15 protein-coding genes, 1 tRNA gene and 1 pseudogene are annotated in these 20941 nt (G+C 43.0%); 8 read left to right on the plus strand and 9 right to left on the minus strand.

The features are described from left to right. The first annotated feature begins 9 nt into the window (after positions 1–9). Both J2X69_RS00135 and J2X69_RS00140 read left to right on the plus strand, forming a co-directional pair. On the plus strand, positions 10–3192 hold the full coding sequence (locus J2X69_RS00135; protein ID WP_310096631.1) for a SusC/RagA family TonB-linked outer membrane protein: 3183 nt from the start codon (positions 10–12) through the stop codon (positions 3190–3192). A gap of 102 nt (positions 3193–3294) precedes the next feature. Then, positions 3295–4671 carry a RagB/SusD family nutrient uptake outer membrane protein gene (locus J2X69_RS00140; RefSeq protein ID WP_310096633.1) on the plus strand — a complete coding sequence of 459 codons (1377 nt, stop codon included), beginning with the start codon at positions 3295–3297 and terminating at the stop codon, positions 4669–4671. 58 nt (positions 4672–4729) lie between these two features. Here J2X69_RS00140 and J2X69_RS00145 read toward each other — a convergent pair whose 3' ends face one another. Both J2X69_RS00145 and J2X69_RS00150 read right to left on the minus strand, forming a co-directional pair. After that, positions 4730–4984: a DUF6520 family protein gene (locus J2X69_RS00145; RefSeq protein ID WP_310096635.1), complete on the minus strand. Its 255-nt coding sequence runs from the start codon at positions 4982–4984 to the stop codon at positions 4730–4732. A gap of 1567 nt (positions 4985–6551) precedes the next feature. After that, positions 6552–6968: a MauE/DoxX family redox-associated membrane protein gene (locus J2X69_RS00150; protein WP_310096638.1), complete on the minus strand. Its 417-nt coding sequence runs from the start codon at positions 6966–6968 to the stop codon at positions 6552–6554. Between the two features lie 305 nt (positions 6969–7273). On the opposite strand from J2X69_RS00150, the gene J2X69_RS00155 reads away from it, so the two are divergent. The 3 genes from J2X69_RS00155 to J2X69_RS00165 all read left to right on the plus strand — a co-directional run bounded on the left by J2X69_RS00155 (position 7274) and on the right by J2X69_RS00165 (position 10388). Continuing rightward, positions 7274–8848 carry a terpene synthase family protein gene (locus J2X69_RS00155; RefSeq protein ID WP_310096640.1) on the plus strand — a complete coding sequence of 525 codons (1575 nt, stop codon included), beginning with the start codon at positions 7274–7276 and terminating at the stop codon, positions 8846–8848. Beyond that, a complete protein-coding gene (locus J2X69_RS00160; protein ID WP_310096643.1) occupies positions 8845–9696 on the plus strand; it encodes an RteC domain-containing protein in 852 nt (283 codons plus the stop codon). The genes J2X69_RS00155 and J2X69_RS00160 overlap by 4 nt, the downstream gene beginning before the upstream one ends. Before the next feature lie 473 nt (positions 9697–10169). After that, the gene (locus J2X69_RS00165) at positions 10170–10388 is read left to right on the plus strand and encodes a hypothetical protein (RefSeq protein ID WP_310096645.1); all 219 of its coding nucleotides are present in this window, start codon (positions 10170–10172) and stop codon (positions 10386–10388) included. 182 nt (positions 10389–10570) lie between these two features. Here the strand turns inward: J2X69_RS00165 and J2X69_RS00170 are convergent, their stop codons facing one another. The 5 genes and pseudogenes from J2X69_RS00170 to J2X69_RS00190 all read right to left on the minus strand — a co-directional run bounded on the left by J2X69_RS00170 (position 10571) and on the right by J2X69_RS00190 (position 13552). Further along, the gene (locus J2X69_RS00170) at positions 10571–11461 is read right to left on the minus strand and encodes a hypothetical protein (protein ID WP_310096647.1); all 891 of its coding nucleotides are present in this window, start codon (positions 11459–11461) and stop codon (positions 10571–10573) included. Further along, on the minus strand, positions 11397–12383 hold the full coding sequence (locus tag J2X69_RS00175) for a type IV toxin-antitoxin system AbiEi family antitoxin (protein ID WP_310096650.1): 987 nt from the start codon (positions 12381–12383) through the stop codon (positions 11397–11399). The genes J2X69_RS00170 and J2X69_RS00175 overlap by 65 nt, the downstream gene beginning before the upstream one ends. Positions 12384–12653: 270 nt before the next feature. Beyond that, positions 12654–12884, minus strand: coding sequence for a hypothetical protein (locus J2X69_RS00180; RefSeq protein WP_310096652.1), 231 nt, complete (start codon positions 12882–12884; stop codon positions 12654–12656). Between the two features lie 71 nt (positions 12885–12955). Continuing rightward, positions 12956–13183, minus strand: a pseudogene (locus tag J2X69_RS00185) (tyrosine-type recombinase/integrase); the annotation flags it as partial. A 280-nt stretch (positions 13184–13463) separates the two neighbouring features. After that, positions 13464–13552: transfer RNA gene (locus tag J2X69_RS00190), tRNA-Ser, on the minus strand. A 307-nt stretch (positions 13553–13859) separates the two neighbouring features. On the opposite strand from J2X69_RS00190, the gene J2X69_RS00195 reads away from it, so the two are divergent. Continuing rightward, positions 13860–14120 carry a hypothetical protein gene (locus J2X69_RS00195; RefSeq protein ID WP_310096654.1) on the plus strand — a complete coding sequence of 87 codons (261 nt, stop codon included), beginning with the start codon at positions 13860–13862 and terminating at the stop codon, positions 14118–14120. 44 nt (positions 14121–14164) lie between these two features. On the opposite strand, the gene J2X69_RS00200 is transcribed toward J2X69_RS00195, so the two are convergent. Continuing rightward, positions 14165–15376: an S-adenosylmethionine:tRNA ribosyltransferase-isomerase gene (locus J2X69_RS00200; protein WP_310096656.1), complete on the minus strand. Its 1212-nt coding sequence runs from the start codon at positions 15374–15376 to the stop codon at positions 14165–14167. Positions 15377–15535: 159 nt separating this feature from the next. On the opposite strand from J2X69_RS00200, the gene J2X69_RS00205 reads away from it, so the two are divergent. Continuing rightward, the gene (locus J2X69_RS00205; RefSeq protein WP_310096658.1) at positions 15536–16618 is read left to right on the plus strand and encodes an o-succinylbenzoate synthase; all 1083 of its coding nucleotides are present in this window, start codon (positions 15536–15538) and stop codon (positions 16616–16618) included. Here the strand turns inward: J2X69_RS00205 and J2X69_RS00210 are convergent. Beyond that, positions 16615–17754, minus strand: coding sequence for a lactonase family protein (locus J2X69_RS00210; protein WP_310096659.1), 1140 nt, complete (start codon positions 17752–17754; stop codon positions 16615–16617). The genes J2X69_RS00205 and J2X69_RS00210 overlap by 4 nt on opposite strands. A 174-nt stretch (positions 17755–17928) precedes the next feature. Here J2X69_RS00210 and J2X69_RS00215 point away from each other — a divergent pair, with 174 nt between their 5' ends. Then, complete coding sequence (locus tag J2X69_RS00215; RefSeq protein ID WP_310096660.1) at positions 17929–20463, plus strand: phosphoenolpyruvate carboxylase; 2535 nt, start codon at positions 17929–17931, stop codon at positions 20461–20463. Positions 20464–20941 lie beyond the last annotated feature (478 nt).

The raw sequence follows: 20941 nt of genomic DNA on the forward strand, positions 1-20941 counted from the left end.
CATTTAGCTATGAAAACGTATGTAAGTTTATTGATTTCATTGGTAGTTGCACTTCTGTCAGGCACGGCAGATGCCCAAAATGCAGCTACGGTAATAGGGGGCGTGTATGCAGCACAGGATAAATTGCCGCTTCCCGGAGCGAATATCCGTGTCAAAGGGAGCAGCCTTGGAACAATTACGGATGAAGATGGCCGGTTTGAACTTCAGCTCACTTCATCTGATACCCTTTTGGAGGTATCATTTATAGGGTTTGAGAAAATTGACTATAGGGTACGGTTTCCTCTCACTGATGAGCTTCATATCATCCTGACTCCATTGGAGGTTGGGCTTGGTGAGGTGGAGGTAGTCTCTACAGGATACGAAAAGCTACCCAAAGAGCGGACCACAGGATCCTTTGCTTTCCTAAATCAGGAGCTGGTAGACCGGCGTGTCAGTACCAATACCCTGGATAGATTGCAGGACATTACCCCCGGATTGGTATTCAATAGATCAGCTTCGGCAAATGATCCGATTAGCATTCGGGGAAGAGGGACCATTTTTGCCAATACCATGCCCTTGATTGTAGTAGACAATTTCCCCTATGATGGACCTATAGAGAATATCAATCCTAATGATGTGGAAAGTGTTACCGTTCTCAAAGATGCTGCTGCGGCATCCATATGGGGGGCAAGAGCAGGGAATGGGGTGATCGTGATTACGACTAAAGGAGGGAAAATCAACCAGCCCATGCAGGTTTCCCTCAATATGAATTTCAACCGCACAGAATCACCGGATTTGTTTTATGATCCGCAGATGACAAGTGCGGAAATGGTCGGGGTAGAGCGGATGCTTTTTGAAAGAGGATATTATAACAGTGCCGAACGATCCAACAATAAAACAGTACTCTCTCCGGTGGTAGAAACGCTTATCGCCCTGCGTGATGGAGCGCTCACCGGGGCTGAAGCGGATAACCGTCTTGATTCTTATAGGCAGCAGGATTCTAGAAGAGATTTGCAGCGGTATTTCTATACTTCTTCATTGGCTCAGCAATATGCTCTTTCAGTTAACGGAGGAGGAGCCAATTCCAGCTATTTTGTTTCTATGGGTTATGATCAGGTGCAGACTGCTGTGGAGGGAAACCACAACAACAGGTACACCCTGAATGCCAGAAATCAGTGGAAATTTGACCGTAATAGGCTGGAGGTGGATTTGGGAGTGTATGTAGCAGGTTCACATGTGGTCGGGGATACAGAGATTCCTTCACTGTATAGTTACGACCTACTGGCAGATGGTGAAGGGAACCATCTTCCGGTAAACAAAACCTACAGCCGCAGGTATATTGAAAGCGAGGAAGTGAAGGCTCTGCTGGACTGGAACTATTATCCGCTTGATGAGCTCGGAAATTTGGGAAACCGAAGACAGGCTTCGGATCTGAGATTGAATATCGGACTCTCTTATCAGATCCTTCCGGATCTCAAATTCGGCGTCTCCCACCAATATTGGACAAACAACTCAGTGGGTAGAAATCTTCGAAATCAGAACAGTTTTTTTGTCCGTGATCTCATCAACCAGTTTTCCCAATACGATGAAGAGGGTAATATCATCCATAACATTCCTGCGGGAGATATTCTGGATTATCAGGGAGGAACTTCTTCCAGTCATAACTTCAGGGCTCAGGCTTCTTACTCAAGAGATTTTTCACCTCGCTCGGATCTACAGGTGATGGGCGGATTTGAAATAAAGGATCTGTCGGCTATATCAAGCATGACCCGGTACTACGGTTACAATGACGAACTTGGGATCAACATGCCGGTGGATACCAAAAATACCTATAGGCGGTTTCATAATAATAGTTTAAGCAGCATTCCATTCGGGGATGGGCATACGGGCACCATCGACCGTTTTATTTCAGGATTTGTCAATGCTTCGTATACGCTGAGTCAGAAATATACTTTTACAGGCAGTGCAAGGCGGGATGCTTCCAATCTATTTGGTGTGGATGCCAATCAGAGAGCAGTACCGCTTTGGTCAATAGGAGGCTCTTGGATCATCAGCGGGGAAAAGTTTGCAGATTTCACTTATATGCCGTTTGTGAGATTAAGGGCGACTTACGGCTATAATGGGAATATAGACAGATCTATTTCTGCATATACCACAGGGAGGTTTTTTTCCGACCCCTTTGGGATGGTTCCCGGCCTTCCTTATGCGGATATTGTCAATCCGCCGAATCCCGACTTGAGATGGGAGCGGATAGGGATTTTCAATGTGGGTTTGGACGTGGAGACTCAAGACTCCCGGTTGCGGATGTCTCTTGAGTTTTATCAAAAAAAAGGTACAGATTTGATTGGGGATTCTTCCGTTCCCCCATCTCTGGGTGTACCCAATTTTCGGGGAAATTTTGCGGATTCAAAAACAAATGGAATTGATTTGGAATTAGTATCTGCGAATCTCCAGGGAGCGCTGAAGTGGAACACGCGTTTGCTTTTAAGCCACGTAAGAGAGCAAGTGAGTAGCTATGGCCGGGAAACCTCGATATATGATTACCTGGAAGGAGCTATCAGAACTGTCCCGGTAGAAGGGAAGCCTCTTTTTGCTATCTATAGTATTCCTTTTGCAGGATTGGATCCCGCATCAGGAAATCCTTTGGGATATCTGAACGGTGAATCTTCATCTGATTATGCTGCCATATTTTCTACACTTACGGCTGAGGATCTTCTGTACCATGGTCCCTCCAGGCCTACTTTCTTTGGAGCCCTTACGAATAATTTTGAATGGAAGAACTTCAGCTTCTCAGTGAATGTCACTTATCGAATGGGCTATTACTATAGAAGACAAACTGTCAATTATGGGGAAGTGTTGGCGGGAAGGATCAGCCATTCTGACTTCTCAGAACGATGGCAACAACCGGGTGATGAACAGCATACAGAGGTGCCGTCGATGCCTGAAACCAATAACAACAACAGAAACAGACTGGTCAGTTCAGGGTCCAACCTGGTGGAAAAAGGAGACCATATCCGGCTTCAGGATGTTCGTGTGTCCTACCTGCTAGACAGGTCAAAAAGTATCTGGTTACCTGTCCGACAGGTGGATTTTTATGCATTTGCTGATAACGTGGCAATGCTATGGAAAGCTACTAAAGATCCCTTGGATCCGGATTTTAGATCGATGAGGCCTTTGCGGAGTCTTGCGGTTGGAATGAACATCAGATTTTGAAAACAGAAAAATCACAACAATTGAAAACTATAAACACATGGGCAGGGAAGGTTATTTTCCATGCAAGATGACATGTGGCCATAAGAAATCAATTTTAAAAACATGAAAAATAAACCGATACTCTACTTACTGGTTATCGCATGCTGTATGGCTGAATCAAGCTGTGGCGATTTTCTGGATGCAAAGCCTGAAAAGGCGATTGTGGTACCCTCTACATTGACAGACCTTCAAGCCCTGTTGGACAACGGAAATAGGATGAATGTCTACTCAGGGATCAGCGATATTGGTACAGACGATATTTACATTGAGGACGGGGCTCTTGATGCACTTTCCAATCCTATTGTCGAAGGGAATTCCTATCTGTGGAAAGAGGATATTTTGGAAGGATTGGGATTCAGCGAATGGAGTTCCAATTATACCGCTATTCTCTATGCCAACATCGTATTGGAGCAGTTGGAAGCTATTTCAACAACAAACGCCGATAGGGCTTCATGGGAAACCATAAAAGGATCCGCATTATATTTTAGAGCCTATTCTTACTATGATTTATTAAGGATATTTTCAAAGGCATATGATCCAATGACTTCCTCATCGGATTTGGGAATACCACTAAGGCTAAGTTCGACAGGAAAGATGGAGGTAGAACGGTCCACTGTAGAGGCAAGTTTTCGTCAGGTTATAGAAGATTTGGCAGAAGCATTAATCCTTCTGCCGGATTTGCCTAGGGAGTACCCGACTAGACCTAGCAAACAGTCGGTTACAGGTTTACTGGCGAGGATATATCTTGAAATGGGTGATTATGAAAAGGCGATTGATAAAGCAAAACAATGCATTGATTTTGGAGGAGAACTTTTAAACTACAATAGCTTGGATTCAACAGTTAGGTATCCTTTTCCACAATTTAATTCCGAGGTAATCTTTCATTCCTTGATGATATCCTATTCCTATATTAGGTTACCGACGACTATTATATCGGAAGAACTCATTGATTCATATCAAAAAGAAGATCTCCGGAAGCACCTGTATTTTGATCGACTTTCAGAAGGTAATAAATCAACTTTCAGGGGAAGTTATTCCAGCGGTTTTAGAGGGTTCAATGGGATTGCTTTGGATGAAATATATTTGATTCTTGCAGAATCCTACATTAGAATAAACCAAACAGATAAAGGCATGGAGGTTTTAAACCACTTACTACAAACCCGCTGGCAAGAAGGATCATTTGAGCCGTTGGTAGCCGACAATGTGCCGGATGCTTTGACAGCAGTACTGGCAGAAAGAAGGAAATCACTGGTATTAAGGGGGATTAGATGGGCTGATCTGAAAAGGCTTAATAAAGAACCTGGCATGCATAAAACAATTGAGCGAATCTATCAAGGAGAGTATTTTTTCCTTGATCCGGCAAGTGATAAATATATATACCCTATACCTGACAATGAGATTTCAATGAATCCAATTTCCCAGAATCAAAGAAATGATTGATAAAGATAGCCCCATAGAATTTCTATGGGGCTATCTTTATTTTGAACTTGGTTTGACACTAGAGTGGAACATACATGGTTCTGATAGGACTTACCGGGTTTCCGTTTTCAGCATCATAAAGGCAATAGCCATCAGGTGCGCTGTCACAATCATACTGACCGTTTGCCACTGCTTGAGTGACATTTTCAAATTCACCATCTATAATGGCCCATCGTTCTTGTTGTTCGTCCTCTTTCGGTCCTGTAAACGCAACTGCCGCGAAGGCAGCTACTACAAAGGCTATTAGGGGCAATTTGCCCTCGAGCTTCTTCATATAATGTCCTGTTTTTTAACAGTTCAAAAACAGGGAAACCGTTTGGGGTTCCGAGAGGAAACAGTAATGCATTCTCTCGGGACGTGGTTAAAATGCCTACTCTGTTCAAGGGTTTTCGGCATCTCCCTGCGGAGGTTCATCGGCGTTGGCTTGTCTCTTAGCCCAAGCCGGTAAGAGAAATGATCCTCCGGTAATGCTATTTTTTGGGTGGGGATCTGACCAATGTCCCTGCCCGTTTTTATTTCATGTTTGATTAGCATTTAGTGCTTAATCAGGTTTATTGGGTAAATTTGTTCCATAGAAGCACAATGTTTCTATATCAATTAAAGCTTAACAACCTGTTAAAAGCCTGAGGCATCCGCCTTGGGCTTTTTTGCCGGGTATTGGTAAAGGCCGTAAATGCCAGACACTGCCGGGCTCTTCCCTTAGGATTTCCAATCGGATAATTTAAATCCTCAAAGAATCAGAGACTCAGCTCGCGCAAGTCTCATGACTTGTGCGGTGGATAATGCAGTCTCCTGACTGCCTTTAGTTGATAGGTAAACTTTACAATTCAAATTCTACTTGCTGCTCGACTCCCGATAAGTGTTGCGCTGTTATCGTAGGATTTCTAATCCGATAATTCACAAACTCTGCAGATCTCCTCGGGAGAAGCCTCCGTCTTATCACTATACCTCATGTCCGAGGGAAATGGCCTTGTTTCCTTATTCAACCTAGGGTTAAAACCCTAGGCTACAAATCTGCCATGCCTACGGCATTGCTTCATTTCTGCCAGATTTTGGAAATCATTCAATCAGCTCGCGCAAGTCTCCAGACTCGTGCGGTGGATAATGCAGTCTCCTGACTGCCTTTACTTAGCTGTTCGGGATTTGTAATCCTCTCGTAGGATTTCTAATCCGACACTTTACCGACTCTAATGACCACCTCGGGACAAACCTTCTTCATATAACTGTATCTCATATCCGAGGCAATGGCCTTTTGGTCTTTTTTACGCCGGGTTAAAACCCGGTGCTCCGCCACGGCGGACAAGTATAAAATCTGACATGCCTACGGCATTGCTTTGTTTCTGCCGGATTTGAGCAATAAATCAATCTAAATTCTCTTCCCACAGGGTACAGGTTAACCTTTAACCTATATTCCTCTATTATGCTTCGACTTCGCTCAGTCTGACCATTCTGAATTCCAGTAGCCAACTAGCAGATTAACTTTTAACCTCTTAACCTCCAGCTTCCAACATCCAATCTCTCAGTGTATCTCTCATTCCCTCTGTGAATCTCTGTGCTCCTTAACCTTTTAACCCTTAACCTTTAACTATCACCCAACACCCGTCATCCGACACCCAACTCCCCTTAACCTTTAATCTCTTAACCTATATTCCCCTGCTAGGCTTCGACTTCGCTCAGCCTGACCATTCTGAATTCCGGTAACCAACTAGCAGATTAACTTTTAACCTCTTAACCTCCAGCTTCCAACCTCCAATCTCTCTGTGTATCTCTCATTCCCTCCGTGTCTCTCTGTGCCCCTTAACCTTTAACCCTTAATCTTTTAACCTTTAACCTATTAACCCTTAACCTCTTTTCTCTTTGTGATCACTTGCTACCATCCCCCACACCGCCACCCCGATAAACCCCAGATTCATCCAGAAGTGTTCTGCCCACCCTAGACTCTCTAAGATCCCCGCGCAGTTGCACGGCACTCTTGGAAAAGCTCCCACCCAGATCAAGCCTACATAAGTAGTGAAGATGGAAAGGAGGAGGATGCTTGAGAGATATCCCCACCATCTCGTGACTGAAAAGAGCAGGAGCAGGGCAATCAGCAACTCTGCCATTGGTATTGCATAAGCCAGTATTTCCGCCAGCTCCGCAGGAAAGGTCTGGTTATGGAATGCCTTACGGCTGGACTCCCAGCGGATAAGTTTGTCCAAGCCGGTATAGGTCCATAGCAGCACCAGGATTAATGAAATTATGCTGTCTGATTTGTCCATGATTTTTTATACCGGATTGATGAATCAAAACTCGCGGATTGAAAAATTTAAAATTCACAAGGTGTGAAAAATTATTTTTTTTATGGACAATGTCCTGATTTTGCATGTTTTAGCACAAAAAATCGAAGATATTCTTGCATTTCTGAATTCATAGATTCTATATTATACTTGTTAGTTTATTGTTTCTGAAAGGAAAGGCGCTGTATTGCAAAGGATTGGCTATCCAAGATGACCTTCAGAATCCCCCCTGTCTGATCATATATGAGACAGCTTTGGGGGAAATTTTTAATCTAAATGAATTGGTTATGAATAAGAAAGAGGAATGGTCACCGGTGGCACTGAAGCCGGTGCTGGACCATTTAAAGAAAATGCCAGAATCGGCCTATGAAGAACTCAGGCCGTACGTTGAATTAGGCACAAAAAAGCGGAATGATGTAATTCTTGCCCCGGGTCATACGGAGATCGAATCAAGGTTGATCCTCAAAGGTATAGTGGGTAAATACCTGCAGGGTGCGCTCATAAGGCTATATGTGGAAGGGGATATCTGCATGGAAATGGATTCCTATGCCCAGCAAGTGGCCAGCAGGTTTGAACTCCGGGTAATTCAGGATTGTACCTTTTCAAGACTGAGCTATAAAAATGAAAGTATAATATTGGATAGGCATCCCCATTTTACTGGTATTTCTGAAGAGCTGTACCGTCTGGCAAGACACAAGGAGGAAGAATGGATGGCCATTCGCAGATTGCCTTACAAGGAGGCACGGAGTCTTTTGAATAAAAGATATCCCGGTTTTGAATCCCTCATTACACAGGTGTCACTGGCAGGTCTGCTGGGCGTAAATATCAAGACAATTGCAAGGGATAATGAGCGGCAGCACTATGCCAACAAGATGGAGGTGATGGTAGCCAAATTAAGACAGTTTCTGCGCTATCCCTTTGAATCAAAAGTCCATCAGGCAGTCAAAAAACTTGATGCAGATACACTTGTGTGGGCATCAGTGATCCATAAAGTGATCTGGGACAGCAGAGAAGTAGAGCGCTATTCAAAGATGCACTTTACCTGGCTGCCTGCCAGATTGTATCCCGATGCGGAATGGAAAAGTATATTCTGGATTTCAAGGCTGTACATACTGTTGTTTGCAATGGATGATTTTTCGGACAGGGTGCCGGACGGTATGAAGGTCAAGGTCTGGCAAGAAATAGAAGGGGGCATAGTCAGTATACTGAATGGGCTGCCAACCCGTTCCTATACCATCAGGATACAGGCATTTTGTGATGGCTTTGCGGATCTATGGAGTACCATCGGAGAGTTGGCACAGGTTGACTCCGACTACATCAGTATGTTAAAAAGAGAGGTGGAAATTTATCTGGCCTCCAACCGCTGGGAGGCTGAAAACCGGGATAATCAAGCTATACCAAGTTTGGAAAGATATAAGTATGAACGGCCGCTATTCTCAGGGGGGAACCTTTCCATTGCATTGATCCCTTTAGGTCTGAACCATCCGTATTCCGATACCCGGAAGGCTTTTAAATCAGTGACCGGGCTCAAAGAGAGCGCTTCCAAACTTATTTATCTCACCAATGACCTTTTTTCTTTTGAAAAGGAAAAGCAGTTGAACGACTTCCACAATCTGGTGCTGTTGAAAATGCACCATAAAAAATTCAGTGAGCATCAATCCCGTGATGCAGTGTTGAGGATACACAGTGATATTCTAGAGGAATTCACCCACTTGGCCAACACGGTTGTCAGGAAGAACGGGATAGAACGGGAGTTGGTCTCGCAGTTGGAATATCAGGTGGCAGGTGCTGTAGCCTGGTCGCTGGAGGATACCATACGATACGATGGCATTGAGAAACAGGTAAACATACAGCTACGATGAACTGCAATGAGTTTGCCAAAGACCTGATGGAAAAGCTTCAGCTTAAACTGGATCAATTTCCGTTGGGAAATGATAACGGCCTCCTGATGATAGAGTCCTCGTTTAACCTGATCGACAAAACTATTGATCAACTGAAGGAAATTCTCAGTGGCTATCACTTTAAAAGCGAGGATGAAGAAATCGAATTTTTTAAAATATGGATGACGGCACTCTTGTCCCAATCTATCTTTTATTCAGAACTCTTCCTTATTGAATCTGACAGGCCTAAAAACAAAAGGAGTACACAGACTTCCTATTATGGCGAAAAAATGGATGATATCCAGGAGTATATCCAGCGCTACGCTTCCTTGAACAATTATCTGGTGATGGAGAAGACATATCTGGACAGGGTATACTTTCTCAGGAACTCAGAAGCGCCCCTGATCTATCCCGATTTGGTACATCAGACGCTGGATACCAGGTTTTGCACGGTTTACACCCTTCATTTTGCCCGGCTCAAAGCAATGATCCGTCTGATGAATTATTTGGCGGCAATGGATCATTCCGGTATAAGGATGCCAAATCAAAAATCAAGACGGAAGGATCCGCTGCCTGTTTTGCAGTGGACAGGCAGCAAGGTTGAGTTGGTAGAACTGGTCTATGCTCTGAAGACCGCTTCTGTTATAAATAAGGGAAGTGTGAATTTATCGGATCTGGTGTTGGTCTTCGGTGAGGTATTTGGAACGGAGCTGAAAGACTGTTACAGGATATTTCTTCAGATCAAATCCCGGAAGAAAAACAGGACAGTTTTTTTGGATGCGTGTAGGGATAAGCTGGAAGCTTATATGGAAGAAAAAGATGCAGGTTGACAGTTGCCCGGATCAGAGGGGAGATTGGATGTGATTGATAGAAAAGGGTGCTGCCTGATTTGAGAGACGGGAAGTGCCTGGGTTATATAAATATGGGAGAGAGCTTTCAGATGTGATTATGGGCATAGTCGGGAACATTGTTTCCGGGCAGGTGACCGGGGACTCGGCAAAGCAATTGTCAGACAGGATAGGGAAGATTATGTAGGACAGACAGAGTCTTTCGATCAACAGTGCCGATACCTCCATCAGCAAATCAAAACAACTGGAATCTGCTGTCCCGCCTTCCACAGTTTCATCACTTTCATGTGTTTAATTTGTTTTTTAAAGGCCACATGGAATCTCACGTGTGGGATAATCATCTCAGTGTGTGATCCCGTAGGTACGGGATCATGTCTGCCTGACGGTAGGCAAGCTCGATTTCATCAGGTGAGGTTGTAGGAATGGTGGCGGATAATCCGGACTGCAAGCTGACGATGAAAGCTTTTCATTCTGAAATAATCAACAACCATAAAGCATTGAAAAAGGAGCAAAATAACTATCAGTCAATCCCTGAAATCCGTAAGCTGGACAATACTATTGTACAGAGAAACTATCTACAGATTAAGCAGGATATAAAGGATATCATTCTGGCTGAAATGGATAGGCTGGTAAATGATCCGGCGCAGAGGCATTTGGTTATAAGGAAGGGGTAGATGCCTATAAAGTATAAATAGATAGTTAATGGACTTAGCCTCACAGAGAGTACACCAACGCTTTCAATTGAACAAATCCAGATTAGCAGTACGCCAGTATATACTCAGAAAGCGGCTTGAGATCAAGCATTTATCCAGCTATTTGCTTTTAGAATCTGCGGTAGTAAAAGCAAGTCTAAAACTTAAATGCGTTCTTTGATTCCGATCAAAAATGATTCTAATATGGAAAGGGTATGATCAATGGATTGATCTAGTTTTACGGCCCAATCTTTTGCTATGGCTGATTGATATTGGTCTTTGATATTTTGTTCAATTACACCAAGAATTCGCTCCTTCAGTTTGTTTGAAATTTGCAGGAATTTGGCTGCTTCTCTTCCCAATACTCGCGAAGCAACAATTCGTTGGCTGATTTTACCATCGTTCCCTAAAAGTTCCAACAGATCTGAGTGATCATCAATTATTGAGTCATTCATTAGCCAGTAACCCTGCGAAATGATCATTAGAATGTCATTTAAGTCATTTTCTCTTTCTTCAGGACGGTCTGACCAAGCAACCAATTTTAAAATAATCATACCCGGTAACGTTGGAATATTAACTAGGATGTTTTCTATTTCTACTTGTGTTGGCCTAGACATGACTTCTTTAAAACCAAGGACATGTAGGTCGGTATGCCTTTCGTTAAAATTCTCGGTGTAGTTTTCTTCAATTTCTCCAAATGGGAGAATATCTACGACAACATCATATTGAGGATGTCTGAAGGTCCATGGAGCGGCTACTTTTACGAATCCTCTGCCTTCAAGCTCTCTGGTAAATTGCTCATACGCTGCTATAGAGCTTATCATGATGGCGAAATCAATGTCCTTTGTGCCTCTTGAAGGTTTTATCCCATCTTTTAATAGTTCCAAAGAAATAGCAGTGGCTCCAAGTAGATAATATGGAATTCCTCTTGACTTGAATGTCTCATCAAGCAAATCAAACACTTCCTTGAAATGGGGAAGCCCCAGTTCTTTATAGCTCTGTGAGATATTCTTCATAAATAAGTTTGGCAGTTTCAAGGCTTCTTTTGTCTCCATTGATGATTAGGTCGGCATAAACTAGAAGTGGAGGGGCACACCCTTCTTTTTCGTTCCCTTTTTCCCAGAAGGTTTCATAAACTGCAATTTCTCCATTTGGATCGGGCATCAGGCGGGTTGCCTTGATAAATTCTGTTTTTTTGAGGTCAGTGAATAATATGAATTTTTCCGGTCTGAGGTAATTAGTCAGAAGGTCTGCGCCAGGTTCACCGCCCCAGCGTGTTTTTGGGGTTGGGAGATGGATCTCTGTCCAGAGTCTGTCTTTTGGAAGCCTATACCTGCCTTGGTATAGGGCTGCCTTAAGGGTATCTCGGTATCCGGTAATCCACTGGTCCACAGCTTCATCTTTATTAGCCCATTGATATCCTAAGTCATTTTTTTTAAGCAAAAGCCCTAAAGTCTTTAGACCTTTTAGCACCAAAGGAATATTTCCTAAGGCTACTCCTGCTTGTTCGGCCAAATCTCTTTGGGTCTTAAATAGATTTTCGTTGCTTACCAAAAGTTGAAAAAACACCCTGAGTCCTGTCTTGGTAATTGCTCTGTTGGCTTCTTTTTCCGGTTCTTTAAGCAGAGGGTATTGATTAATCAAGATAAAGGTGCCTTGTTTTTTAATAAATACATTACCATTGGCTTCTAGATAGTTGATGCCCATTTCCTGGAGCAACTTCTTGTACTTCGGGTACAGTCTATAGGCTATCAACAAGAAATTAGAATTTTCTTCTGCCAAAAGTTTAAGATTCCTGAGAATACTTTCCCTTATTTCATATTTCACCTCTGCTTCAAACGTGATTGGTCTTTCGGGCAAGTATAAGGTTATGTAGGCGTCCAACTCTCTGTGGTTTAATCCATCCCAGTATCCTTGTACCATCAGAGTCCTGTTTAGGTTGGCTAATGCTGTCTCTATAATTTCTCGCTCTTCCATGTTCACAAATATAACTTGTTCATTCTTCGTGAACAATACAAAATTATGAACAATTTATTCTTTTTATGATTTCATTACAGAATTATACTTAATTAATTTTGTCTGGGTGATTTCCTTGTTCTAGGATAGTCTTGCCTCATTGAACTTATAGCCTTAGACAAGGAAATCTTTGAGTCGTTGGGTTGCCCATTGACTGAAGTACCTATTTTGAATTCAGCCGCCAACTGACAGCAATTATCACATTTAGGCTATAATGTGCTTTATCTCTTTCTACAGCTCTTTTACCTTCCATTTGAACTGTTCGGAAATCCCGAACAGTTGAGTCTTTTCTAGCTTCTCCGATTCGAAGATGTTTTTGATATGTTCACTGATGTTTGCTTTACTCGATTTAAAAAGCTCTACTAACTGGCTGTTGGTTAACCAGGTAGTTTCATTCTCAAATCTTACCTCAATTTGAGTCTGGCCATTTGGTCCTTGGTATATTTCGATTTTATTATCCATTGTTGTTGTTCAATTTAAGATTCATTTACGGGTTTCAGCCGTTTCAGTAAAAAAAGAAATCAGTCCCGATTTCATTGTAATTTCTCCCTTAGAGCCTTCATGTCAAAACTTATCGTCGCATCCAGAATTTTGGCGTAATGCTGCGTTTACTTTAGGGATTTGTGCCCTGGCATTTTTGATACGGTTTCAATAGGGACTCCATTGGCTAGAGTGATTGTTGTGGCAAATGTGTGCCGTGCGATATGGAAAGTGAGCGGTTTATTGATCTCACAGACATCTGCGATAAAAAAGGAGTAGGATAACTATGTGCCTATCCTTGACATCCGAAAGTTGGATAATACCATCGTTCAACGAAACTATCTACATATTAAGCAGGATCTCAGAGATATTATCCAGACTTAAATGGATAGGCTAGTGAATGATCCCAGCTTTGGGGCATTTGGTGATGAAGAAGGAGTGATTGATACTCATTCTTATGTTCACTTGTTGTTCTTACATCCTTTCCAAAATAGGCAATAAAAAAAGCGAGTCAACAATTTTTAGGATTGTTGACTCGCCGGTTTTTCAGTGGTTTACCGGTAGAGAGTGGGGGATTCGAACCCCCGGTACGCTTTGACACGTACGACAGTTTAGCAAACTGCTGGTTTAAGCCACTCACCCAACTCTCTAGATACTTTAATTTGGCTTGCTTTTTTCGATTTGTAAAAACTCCCTTTCGGTGTTTTTTTTTAAGAAGGGGTCGATCTATTCGCCTATTCCACCTCGTAAATCGATGCAAATATAAGTCAATTGATCAGATTTTAACAAATCATTAACAGATAGGAATTCAATGATTGAATTTTTTTGCCTAATGGTCTGAAAATCAAATTAAATAATTTGACAATTAGTTTCCTGAAACCTGAAAAATACCCTGTACAGGGTATATATATCTTATATGTGGAAGCTAAATTTGTCTTTTAATTAAAAGCCTACTCTATGATAATCCAGACTTCCACCGCAAGTTTTTTGATTGAGAATTCTGATTCCAAGCATGGATGCGTCTCTATCCGGTCTAATTCCCAAGAGGAACTCCATCGCTTTTTTGGGTCCTTAGAAATTCAGGAAACCAATGAACTCTCCTATGCTTACGAGGTTCTTGCCTGCAAGCAGGAATTTGCAAATGCAGTGATTCTAATGGTAAAAGAGATTGATTATTCCGAATTTGGGAATTTCAGTTTCAAAACCTTCAAAAACTGAAATTTCATTTGCTTTCGGTATGTTCCGTTTTTGGGTTTGGAATACTAAGCTATCCACAGTAAGCTGCTGTCTCCATAGCTCAGGAATCTATAGTCATTTGCCAAAGCTTCGCCATAGACACGCTTCCAATCTTCACCAAGAATCGTCGCAATCAAGAGGATTAACGTAGACCCGGGCTGATGAAAATTGGTGATAAGGCCTTTGACTACCTTAAATTCATATCCGGGGAAAATAAATATCTCTGTGGTACCCATGATTGTTTCCAGACTTTTTGCATCCATTAATGCAAGAATGGCCTTATAGGACTCCCGGGCAGTAGGGAGACTTTTTCGCTCTTCATAAGGAAACAGTTTTTCGATTTTCAAATCTTCGCCTTTTCCTTCGAGTAATTTCACACCATACCAATACAAACTTTCCAACGTACGGACAGAAGTAGTTCCTACGGTGACCACCTTGCCCAGGTGCGAGCTGATCCGTTCGATTGTTTCCCGATTGACATGGATTTGCTCACTGTGCATGGGATGCTCTGTTACCTCCTTTGCTTTGATCGGCTGAAAAGTTCCGGCACTTACATGCAGGGTGACTTGCGCTTGTATGATGCCTTTTGATTTCAACTGACCAAAAATCTCAGGTGTGAAATGTAGTCCTGCAGTGGGGGCTGCTACAGCGCCTTCTTTCTCCGAATATACCGTCTGATACCGTGATTTGTCTTCCTCTACAGGCTTACGGTTCAGGTAAGGGGGAAGTGGAACCTCACCACTAGCCTCTACTACATCCACAAAAGCCACCTCTGTACTGTCCCAGAAGAATTCCACTTGACGTGCTTCCCTGTCGATTAATCTGGCCTGAAGTGTGATCGTAGTATCCTGAAACGGGACCAAACCTTTCAACACCTCTCCGTCCTTCCATTTTTTGGCATTGCCTATCATGGTTTCCCAGATTACCGGATGCTTTGCAAGCATAATCTCGGGAATCATCGTAGTGGGAGCAATGGGTTGAAGCAAGAAAATCTCTATTCTCGCGCCGGTTTCCCGCTGGAAAATCAACCGTGCAGGGATGACCTTGGTGTCATTGTAGACAAGTAAGGTGTCTGCCGGAAGTAAATCTGGAATTTGGCCAAAGTCCAGATGGGAGATCTGACCATCCTTGTAATGCAATAGCTTCGAAGAATCCCGCTTTGCCAAGGGGAATTTCGCAATCTTTTCAGGGGGTAATGTATATTCGTACGCGGTTAAATCAATTGCCGGGATCTGCATAAAATAGGTGTGATTCTGCCTGCAAATATAGCCCAACTCATTTCATATGATTATAATTGTTTTTCAAAGGTCAGATGGAATGCCCCAGATAATCATCCCCTGTTTGAGAAAGGTTCTCTCATGGGCATTTCAAGTACCTTCCAAAACCTTTCATAATCTATGTCCGACTCTTCCAAAATCAACTTTGACTACGTAAAAAGAACTTTGGTTTTTAAGTTTGACGCAGGTACCTCCAGAGGAGTGTTGAAAACAAAAGATGTGTTTTGGATCAAAGCTTTCCATGCTGAGCGTCCCGGACTGCTGGGGTGGGGTGAAGCCGCGCCTTTGGTGAAGTTGAGCCTGGACGACAGGGAAGATTTTGAGCATGTTCTCAGAGAAATAGTGGTAGGGCTGTCGGGAAGATCCTTTGAAAAGAATGAAGCGGATGTCCTGAGACAGTTAGGGGAGTTAATTCCATTTGAGCTGCCCAGCATTCGTTTTGCCTTGGAGACGGCCATTCTGGATTTGATAAATGGAGGTAAAAAGAAAATTCTTGGCAGCGGCTTTTATAATGGGGAAAAGGCTATTTCTATCAACGGACTAATCTGGATGGGGCATCAGGATTTTATGCTGGAGCAAATCAATGAAAAGTTGGCGCAGGGATTTGACTGCATCAAAATGAAAATAGGTGCGATTGACTTCCGGCAGGAATTGGATTTATTGGATTACATCAGGTCTAAATTTTCCAAAGATCAGGTTACACTTCGTGTGGATGCAAATGGTGCTTTTTCTACGGAAGATGCACTTGGCAAACTTCAGCATTTGGCTCAGTACGACTTGCATAGCATTGAGCAGCCGATTGCTGCGGGCAATTGGGATACGATGAAGCAGCTATGTGCAGTTACCCCACTGCCTATAGCACTGGATGAGGAACTAATCGGTGTAAAGGGCAAAGCTGAACTTCTTGATAAAATTGAGCCCCAGCATATCATACTAAAGCCGACTTTGCTTGGCGGGATATTGGAAACCAAAGAATGGATTGAGCTTGCCGAGGCTAGAAGTATTGGCTGGTGGATGACCTCGGCCTTGGAGAGTACTATTGGGCTGAACGCCATCGCGCAGCTTGCCGATAGCTTGGAGACAAAGATTCCCCAAGGTCTGGGTACAGGAAAGCTCTATATGAATAATCTGGAATCCCCCTTGGAAATAGATCGGGGTCAGATTCATTATAATCAGGCTATTGCTTGGGAGGAACCTGCTTAATCGCCTAGTCTGAAGAGGTAAACAGGTTTGTTGATTTCAACTTTCCAGGAAGTTTGGGTTAGTTTCCCTGTTTCTTCGTCCCGTTCAAAAACCACAATATAATTGCTTGCCTGATGGGCGGAGAGTAAATACTTGCCATCTGCAGTCAGATTGAAATTCCTTGGCATAATTCCCCCGGAGGAAATTTGCTGGGTGAAGTCGAATTCACCGGAAGCCGTTTTGCTGATTACAGAAATCGTGTTTGCATCCCCACGGTTAGATACATAAATGTTTTTGCCATCGGGAGACAATCTCACTTCCGCTGCTCCTACATCTCCTTCAAATCCATCCGTGACTAAGGAAATACGCTGTTTTGCACTGATTTTTCCTGCGTCAAAACTGAATATATCGAGCATGGCTGTCATCTCTTCGACCAGCATGAGCTCTTTTCCATCTTCTGAAAAAAGCAGATGTCGGGGTCCATCGCCGGGAGTGACTTTATACGTGTTGTTCAACGTCAGCGGCTCAGGCGCATCCATGTCAAAATCATATACATAAACCTGATCCGTGCCAAGGTCTGCTGCCAATAAGAATTTTCCATCCGGGCTAAATACCGTGCTGTGAACATGGGGAGAGTTTTGCCTCGCTTTATTGACACTGCTTCCCTCATGCCGGATCGTCTGAAGGTGTGTTAATTCTGCTGCTTTGCCAACCTTATAAGCACTTAAACTGCCACCGCTGTAGTTTGCCACGGTCAAAAACTCCTCTGTTGGGGATAGCGCGAGGTAGCAGGGATGATCACCGTAGCTGGGCAGTTCGCTTAGTTTGGTAAGGGATTGATTTTCTATAGAGCGGCTCAAGCTGATTATATTTCCGCCCGGGACATTGCCTATTTCTTCCAACGTGAAGACCTTGTCTCCTGCTGAGTTAGCTACTACAAAGGAGGGGTTTTGAATGCCGGGAAAAATAGTACGTACTTCCAGTTTATTTTCTGATGGAGAAAAGTCAACTTGGTTAAGGCCCTGACTTTCTTCGTCCGTGTAAGTTCCTACCAAAAAAGAATAGGTAATGGGTGTTTCGGTCATTTCAGTTGTTTTTTCGGATGCGCAGGCGAAAGAGATTGCGAGAAGTATGGCAGGTAAAAATGATTGTTTCATCTTGGAAAGATATTGAAATATCTGAAACGTTGATTTTGTGTTTTTATCGATAAATTGCCTGTTTGATTAATAAAAAGGAAGAAAATAAGATTATTTGTTAATGAATACTCAATAGTTATTTCAGTTTTTAGAATTTTCACTAATTTGCTAATCCATTAAAACGGAAGATGAATAATGTACAAAACCTATGATACCCAAGTAGCCAAGCGCTTCACGATTTACAACAGTTTATTTTTGGATCTTCCCTTCAATGACATTTACCGGACAGGAACCTTGCTTCCGATTTTGGGGACGGCATGTCAGAATGGTTTCCAGAAAGGATTGACTCCCAAGGAAATTATTGCAGGGTTTTTCGATGAATTAATGCCTGATTCTACGGAATCCCAGCAATCTGATTTGCTTTTCCAGATGATACAATACGTAGAGCGGCAGGTCGTTTTGTTTGACTCCATAGAAGATGCAGCCTATGAAAAGATCCATGACCTGAATGGAAAGGGTACGATCAAAGCTTTGATAGACCGTACAGACAATGACAACAAGCGGGAAGAGCTTGTCGAAAAATTGAAAACTTTTTCCGTGCGTCTCACGCTGACTGCCCATCCAACCCAATTTTATCCGGGCAATGTCCTGGCCATTATCACTGATCTGGAGAATGCAATCCGTACGGATGACATAGGTAAGATCAATTCATTGCTGCAGCAATTGGGTAAGACAGGGTTTACCAAACGGGAGAAACCAACGCCTTACGATGAAGCGATAAGTTTGATATGGTTTCTTGAAAATATATTCTATCAGAGTATATCTGATATCATGATTCGCTTATTGGGAGCCTTGAATATCCCTCTTCATGATTGGGAGAATCCGGGCTTGCTGAAGGTTGGCTTTTGGCCGGGCGGAGACAGGGATGGCAATCCATTTGTGACACATACGATCACCAAGCAAGTGGCAGATCGCCTGAAAAAGTGGGTTCTAAAATGTTATTACCGTGATGTACGTAAGGTCCGAAGAAGGCTGACCTTCAAGCACGTGGAAGAAATTCTGATTAATATAGAACGTGGACTTTACGCTACTTTATTTGAAAACGATCCGGTCTATAAGACCAAGGATCAGTTACTTGCCGATCTTCTGTCTGCCAGAGAAGGCTTGATCACCTATCATGAAGGACTTTTCTTGGATGTGCTGGATCAGTTTATTCTGAAAGTAAAAATATTCGGTTTTCATTTCGCATGCATGGATATGCGTCAGGATAGCCGCAAGCACGATACGCTGATAGACGAAATATTTCAGCTTCAGGGTAAGAAACTTGAGGGTACGGAAGATGAGCAGATTGCCCAAATTCTGTCATTGACAGAACTCCCGGAAATAGCTTCATTTCAAGACGAGTTCAACCAAGAGATACTGCAGTCATTGGGTGTGATAGACTCAGTACAGAAGGAGAGTGGCGAGGAAGTTCTCAATCGCTACATCATTTCCAATTGCCAATCCAGAAAGCACCTGTTGGAAGTTTTCAAATTGGCAAAGCTGACCCTGGGTGCGGACAAGGAAAATCTTCCTTTGGACATTGTGCCGCTTTTCGAGACGATCGATGATTTGGCAGAAGCACCTGAAATCATGACCAGTCTTTACAAACTTCCTGAGTACAAAGAGCATTTGGCATTCAGGGGAAATAAACAGACTATCATGCTTGGCTTCTCTGATGGAACCAAGGATGGTGGATACTTACAGGCCAACTGGTCTATTCTACGAGCAAAAGAGGAGATGACCAGAGTCTCCCGGGAGAATGGGATAGAAGTCGTCTTCTTCGACGGTAGAGGTGGGCCTCCTGCCCGTGGTGGGGGAAATATGCATAACTTCTATGCTTCCTTGGGAGAGAAAGTAGAGAATTCAGAGATTCAGATTACCATTCAGGGGCAGACTATTTCGGCTAATTATGGAAAAGTGGCTTCCTGTACCTACAATTTTGAGCAGCTTCTCAGTGCAGGTTTGGAGAATCATCTTTACGCCGGTGAAGACAAAAACCTAAATGCCGATCAGCGGGCATTGATCGATGAACTGGCAGGAGAGGCATATGAAGCCTATAAGAAATTCAAAAGCCACCCGAAATTTGTTCCTTATTTGGAGCATGTGACACCGCTCAAGTACTTCGGTATGACAAATATCGGTTCCAGACCATTAAAAAGAGGCAAGGGAGAAGGCTTGAAGTTCGAAGATCTAAGGGCAATTCCTTTTGTAGGATCCTGGGCTCAGATGAAGCAGAATATCCCCGGTTTTTACGGGGTGGGAGCAGCGGTGGAAGTTTTGGAAAAGAGGGGGAAATTGAATGACTTGAAAGAGTTATACAACAACAGCTTATTCTTTAGAGCACTTCTGGGCAATTCCATGCAGTCACTCACCAAGTGCTTTTATCCGGCCACGGCTTATCTGAAGCAGGATAAAAACTATGGTGAGTTCTGGGAGATTATGTACGATGAGTACCTCAGATCAATAGAGAAGCTCAAAGAGGTATCTTCAATGGATGAACTGATGGGGGACAACAAAGTCATTAAAAAATCAATAGAAATCCGTGAGCGTATTGTATTGCCTTTAATTACGGTACAGCAGTACGCTATTCAGACAATTCTCGAAACCGGCAAGTCCACAGAAGTGCTTCAAAAATTGATCTTAAGAAGTATGTTTGGGATTATTAATGCAGCAAGAAACGCAGCGTAATCCCTGTATAAATAGCTATGGAAAAGCCCGGCTGGATTTGATTTCAGTCGGGATTTTTTTTCTGGCATATAAATATAGTTCCCGCTGATACGCGCAGAAAAAGTCGCTGATGTGCGCTGATCTTTTAAATGATTACATGCTACTTTCATCACCGTTTGTAAAGTTCTAATTCAAGGGTGTTTTTTGTAAACCTCAGAGTTTACAAAGGTTTGCGCAGAGGACACGGTTGTCCTGCTTCTCCGAAAGCCCGGCTTGGAAGATTTAACCGCAAGGTCGCTGAGGAAAACGCTGAGATCACTGTTTTCGCCGCTGTTCGTGTCATCACGAACAGCTTCTCCAGAAATGTGTTTTCCAAAATTGATTTGTGATCCTGAAGGGATCAAACATTTCAATAGCCGGGGGTGCAACCCCTGGTAAAAGCATTTGAGTTTATAACAAGGACCCTGAAAGGTGTCCAACTTAAAATTTTTTAGCCGGA

Source organism: Algoriphagus sp. 4150 (assembly GCF_031457395.1).
Classification (GTDB): domain Bacteria; phylum Bacteroidota; class Bacteroidia; order Cytophagales; family Cyclobacteriaceae; genus Algoriphagus.

Bases quoted from the DNA above. Each gene is read 5' to 3' on its own strand.
- J2X69_RS00210 (WP_310096659.1), bottom strand. From the start codon at position 17,754: ATGAAACAATCATTTTTACCTGCCATACTTCTCGCAATCTCTTTCGCC.
- J2X69_RS00170 (WP_310096647.1), bottom strand. From the start codon at position 11,461: ATGGAGACAAAAGAAGCCTTGAAACTGCCAAACTTATTTATGAAGAAT.
- J2X69_RS00155 (WP_310096640.1), top strand. From the start codon at position 7,274: ATGAATAAGAAAGAGGAATGGTCACCGGTGGCACTGAAGCCGGTGCTG.
- J2X69_RS00140 (WP_310096633.1), top strand. From the start codon at position 3,295: ATGAAAAATAAACCGATACTCTACTTACTGGTTATCGCATGCTGTATG.
- J2X69_RS00180 (WP_310096652.1), bottom strand. From the start codon at position 12,884: ATGGATAATAAAATCGAAATATACCAAGGACCAAATGGCCAGACTCAA.
- J2X69_RS00205 (WP_310096658.1), top strand. From the start codon at position 15,536: ATGTCCGACTCTTCCAAAATCAACTTTGACTACGTAAAAAGAACTTTG.
- J2X69_RS00160 (WP_310096643.1), top strand. From the start codon at position 8,845: ATGAACTGCAATGAGTTTGCCAAAGACCTGATGGAAAAGCTTCAGCTT.
- J2X69_RS00145 (WP_310096635.1), bottom strand. From the start codon at position 4,984: ATGAAGAAGCTCGAGGGCAAATTGCCCCTAATAGCCTTTGTAGTAGCT.
- J2X69_RS00195 (WP_310096654.1), top strand. From the start codon at position 13,860: ATGATAATCCAGACTTCCACCGCAAGTTTTTTGATTGAGAATTCTGAT.
- J2X69_RS00165 (WP_310096645.1), top strand. From the start codon at position 10,170: ATGAAAGCTTTTCATTCTGAAATAATCAACAACCATAAAGCATTGAAA.
- J2X69_RS00200 (WP_310096656.1), bottom strand. From the start codon at position 15,376: ATGCAGATCCCGGCAATTGATTTAACCGCGTACGAATATACATTACCC.
- J2X69_RS00135 (WP_310096631.1), top strand. From the start codon at position 10: ATGAAAACGTATGTAAGTTTATTGATTTCATTGGTAGTTGCACTTCTG.
- J2X69_RS00175 (WP_310096650.1), bottom strand. From the start codon at position 12,383: ATGGAAGAGCGAGAAATTATAGAGACAGCATTAGCCAACCTAAACAGG.
- J2X69_RS00215 (WP_310096660.1), top strand. From the start codon at position 17,929: ATGTACAAAACCTATGATACCCAAGTAGCCAAGCGCTTCACGATTTAC.
- J2X69_RS00150 (WP_310096638.1), bottom strand. From the start codon at position 6,968: ATGGACAAATCAGACAGCATAATTTCATTAATCCTGGTGCTGCTATGG.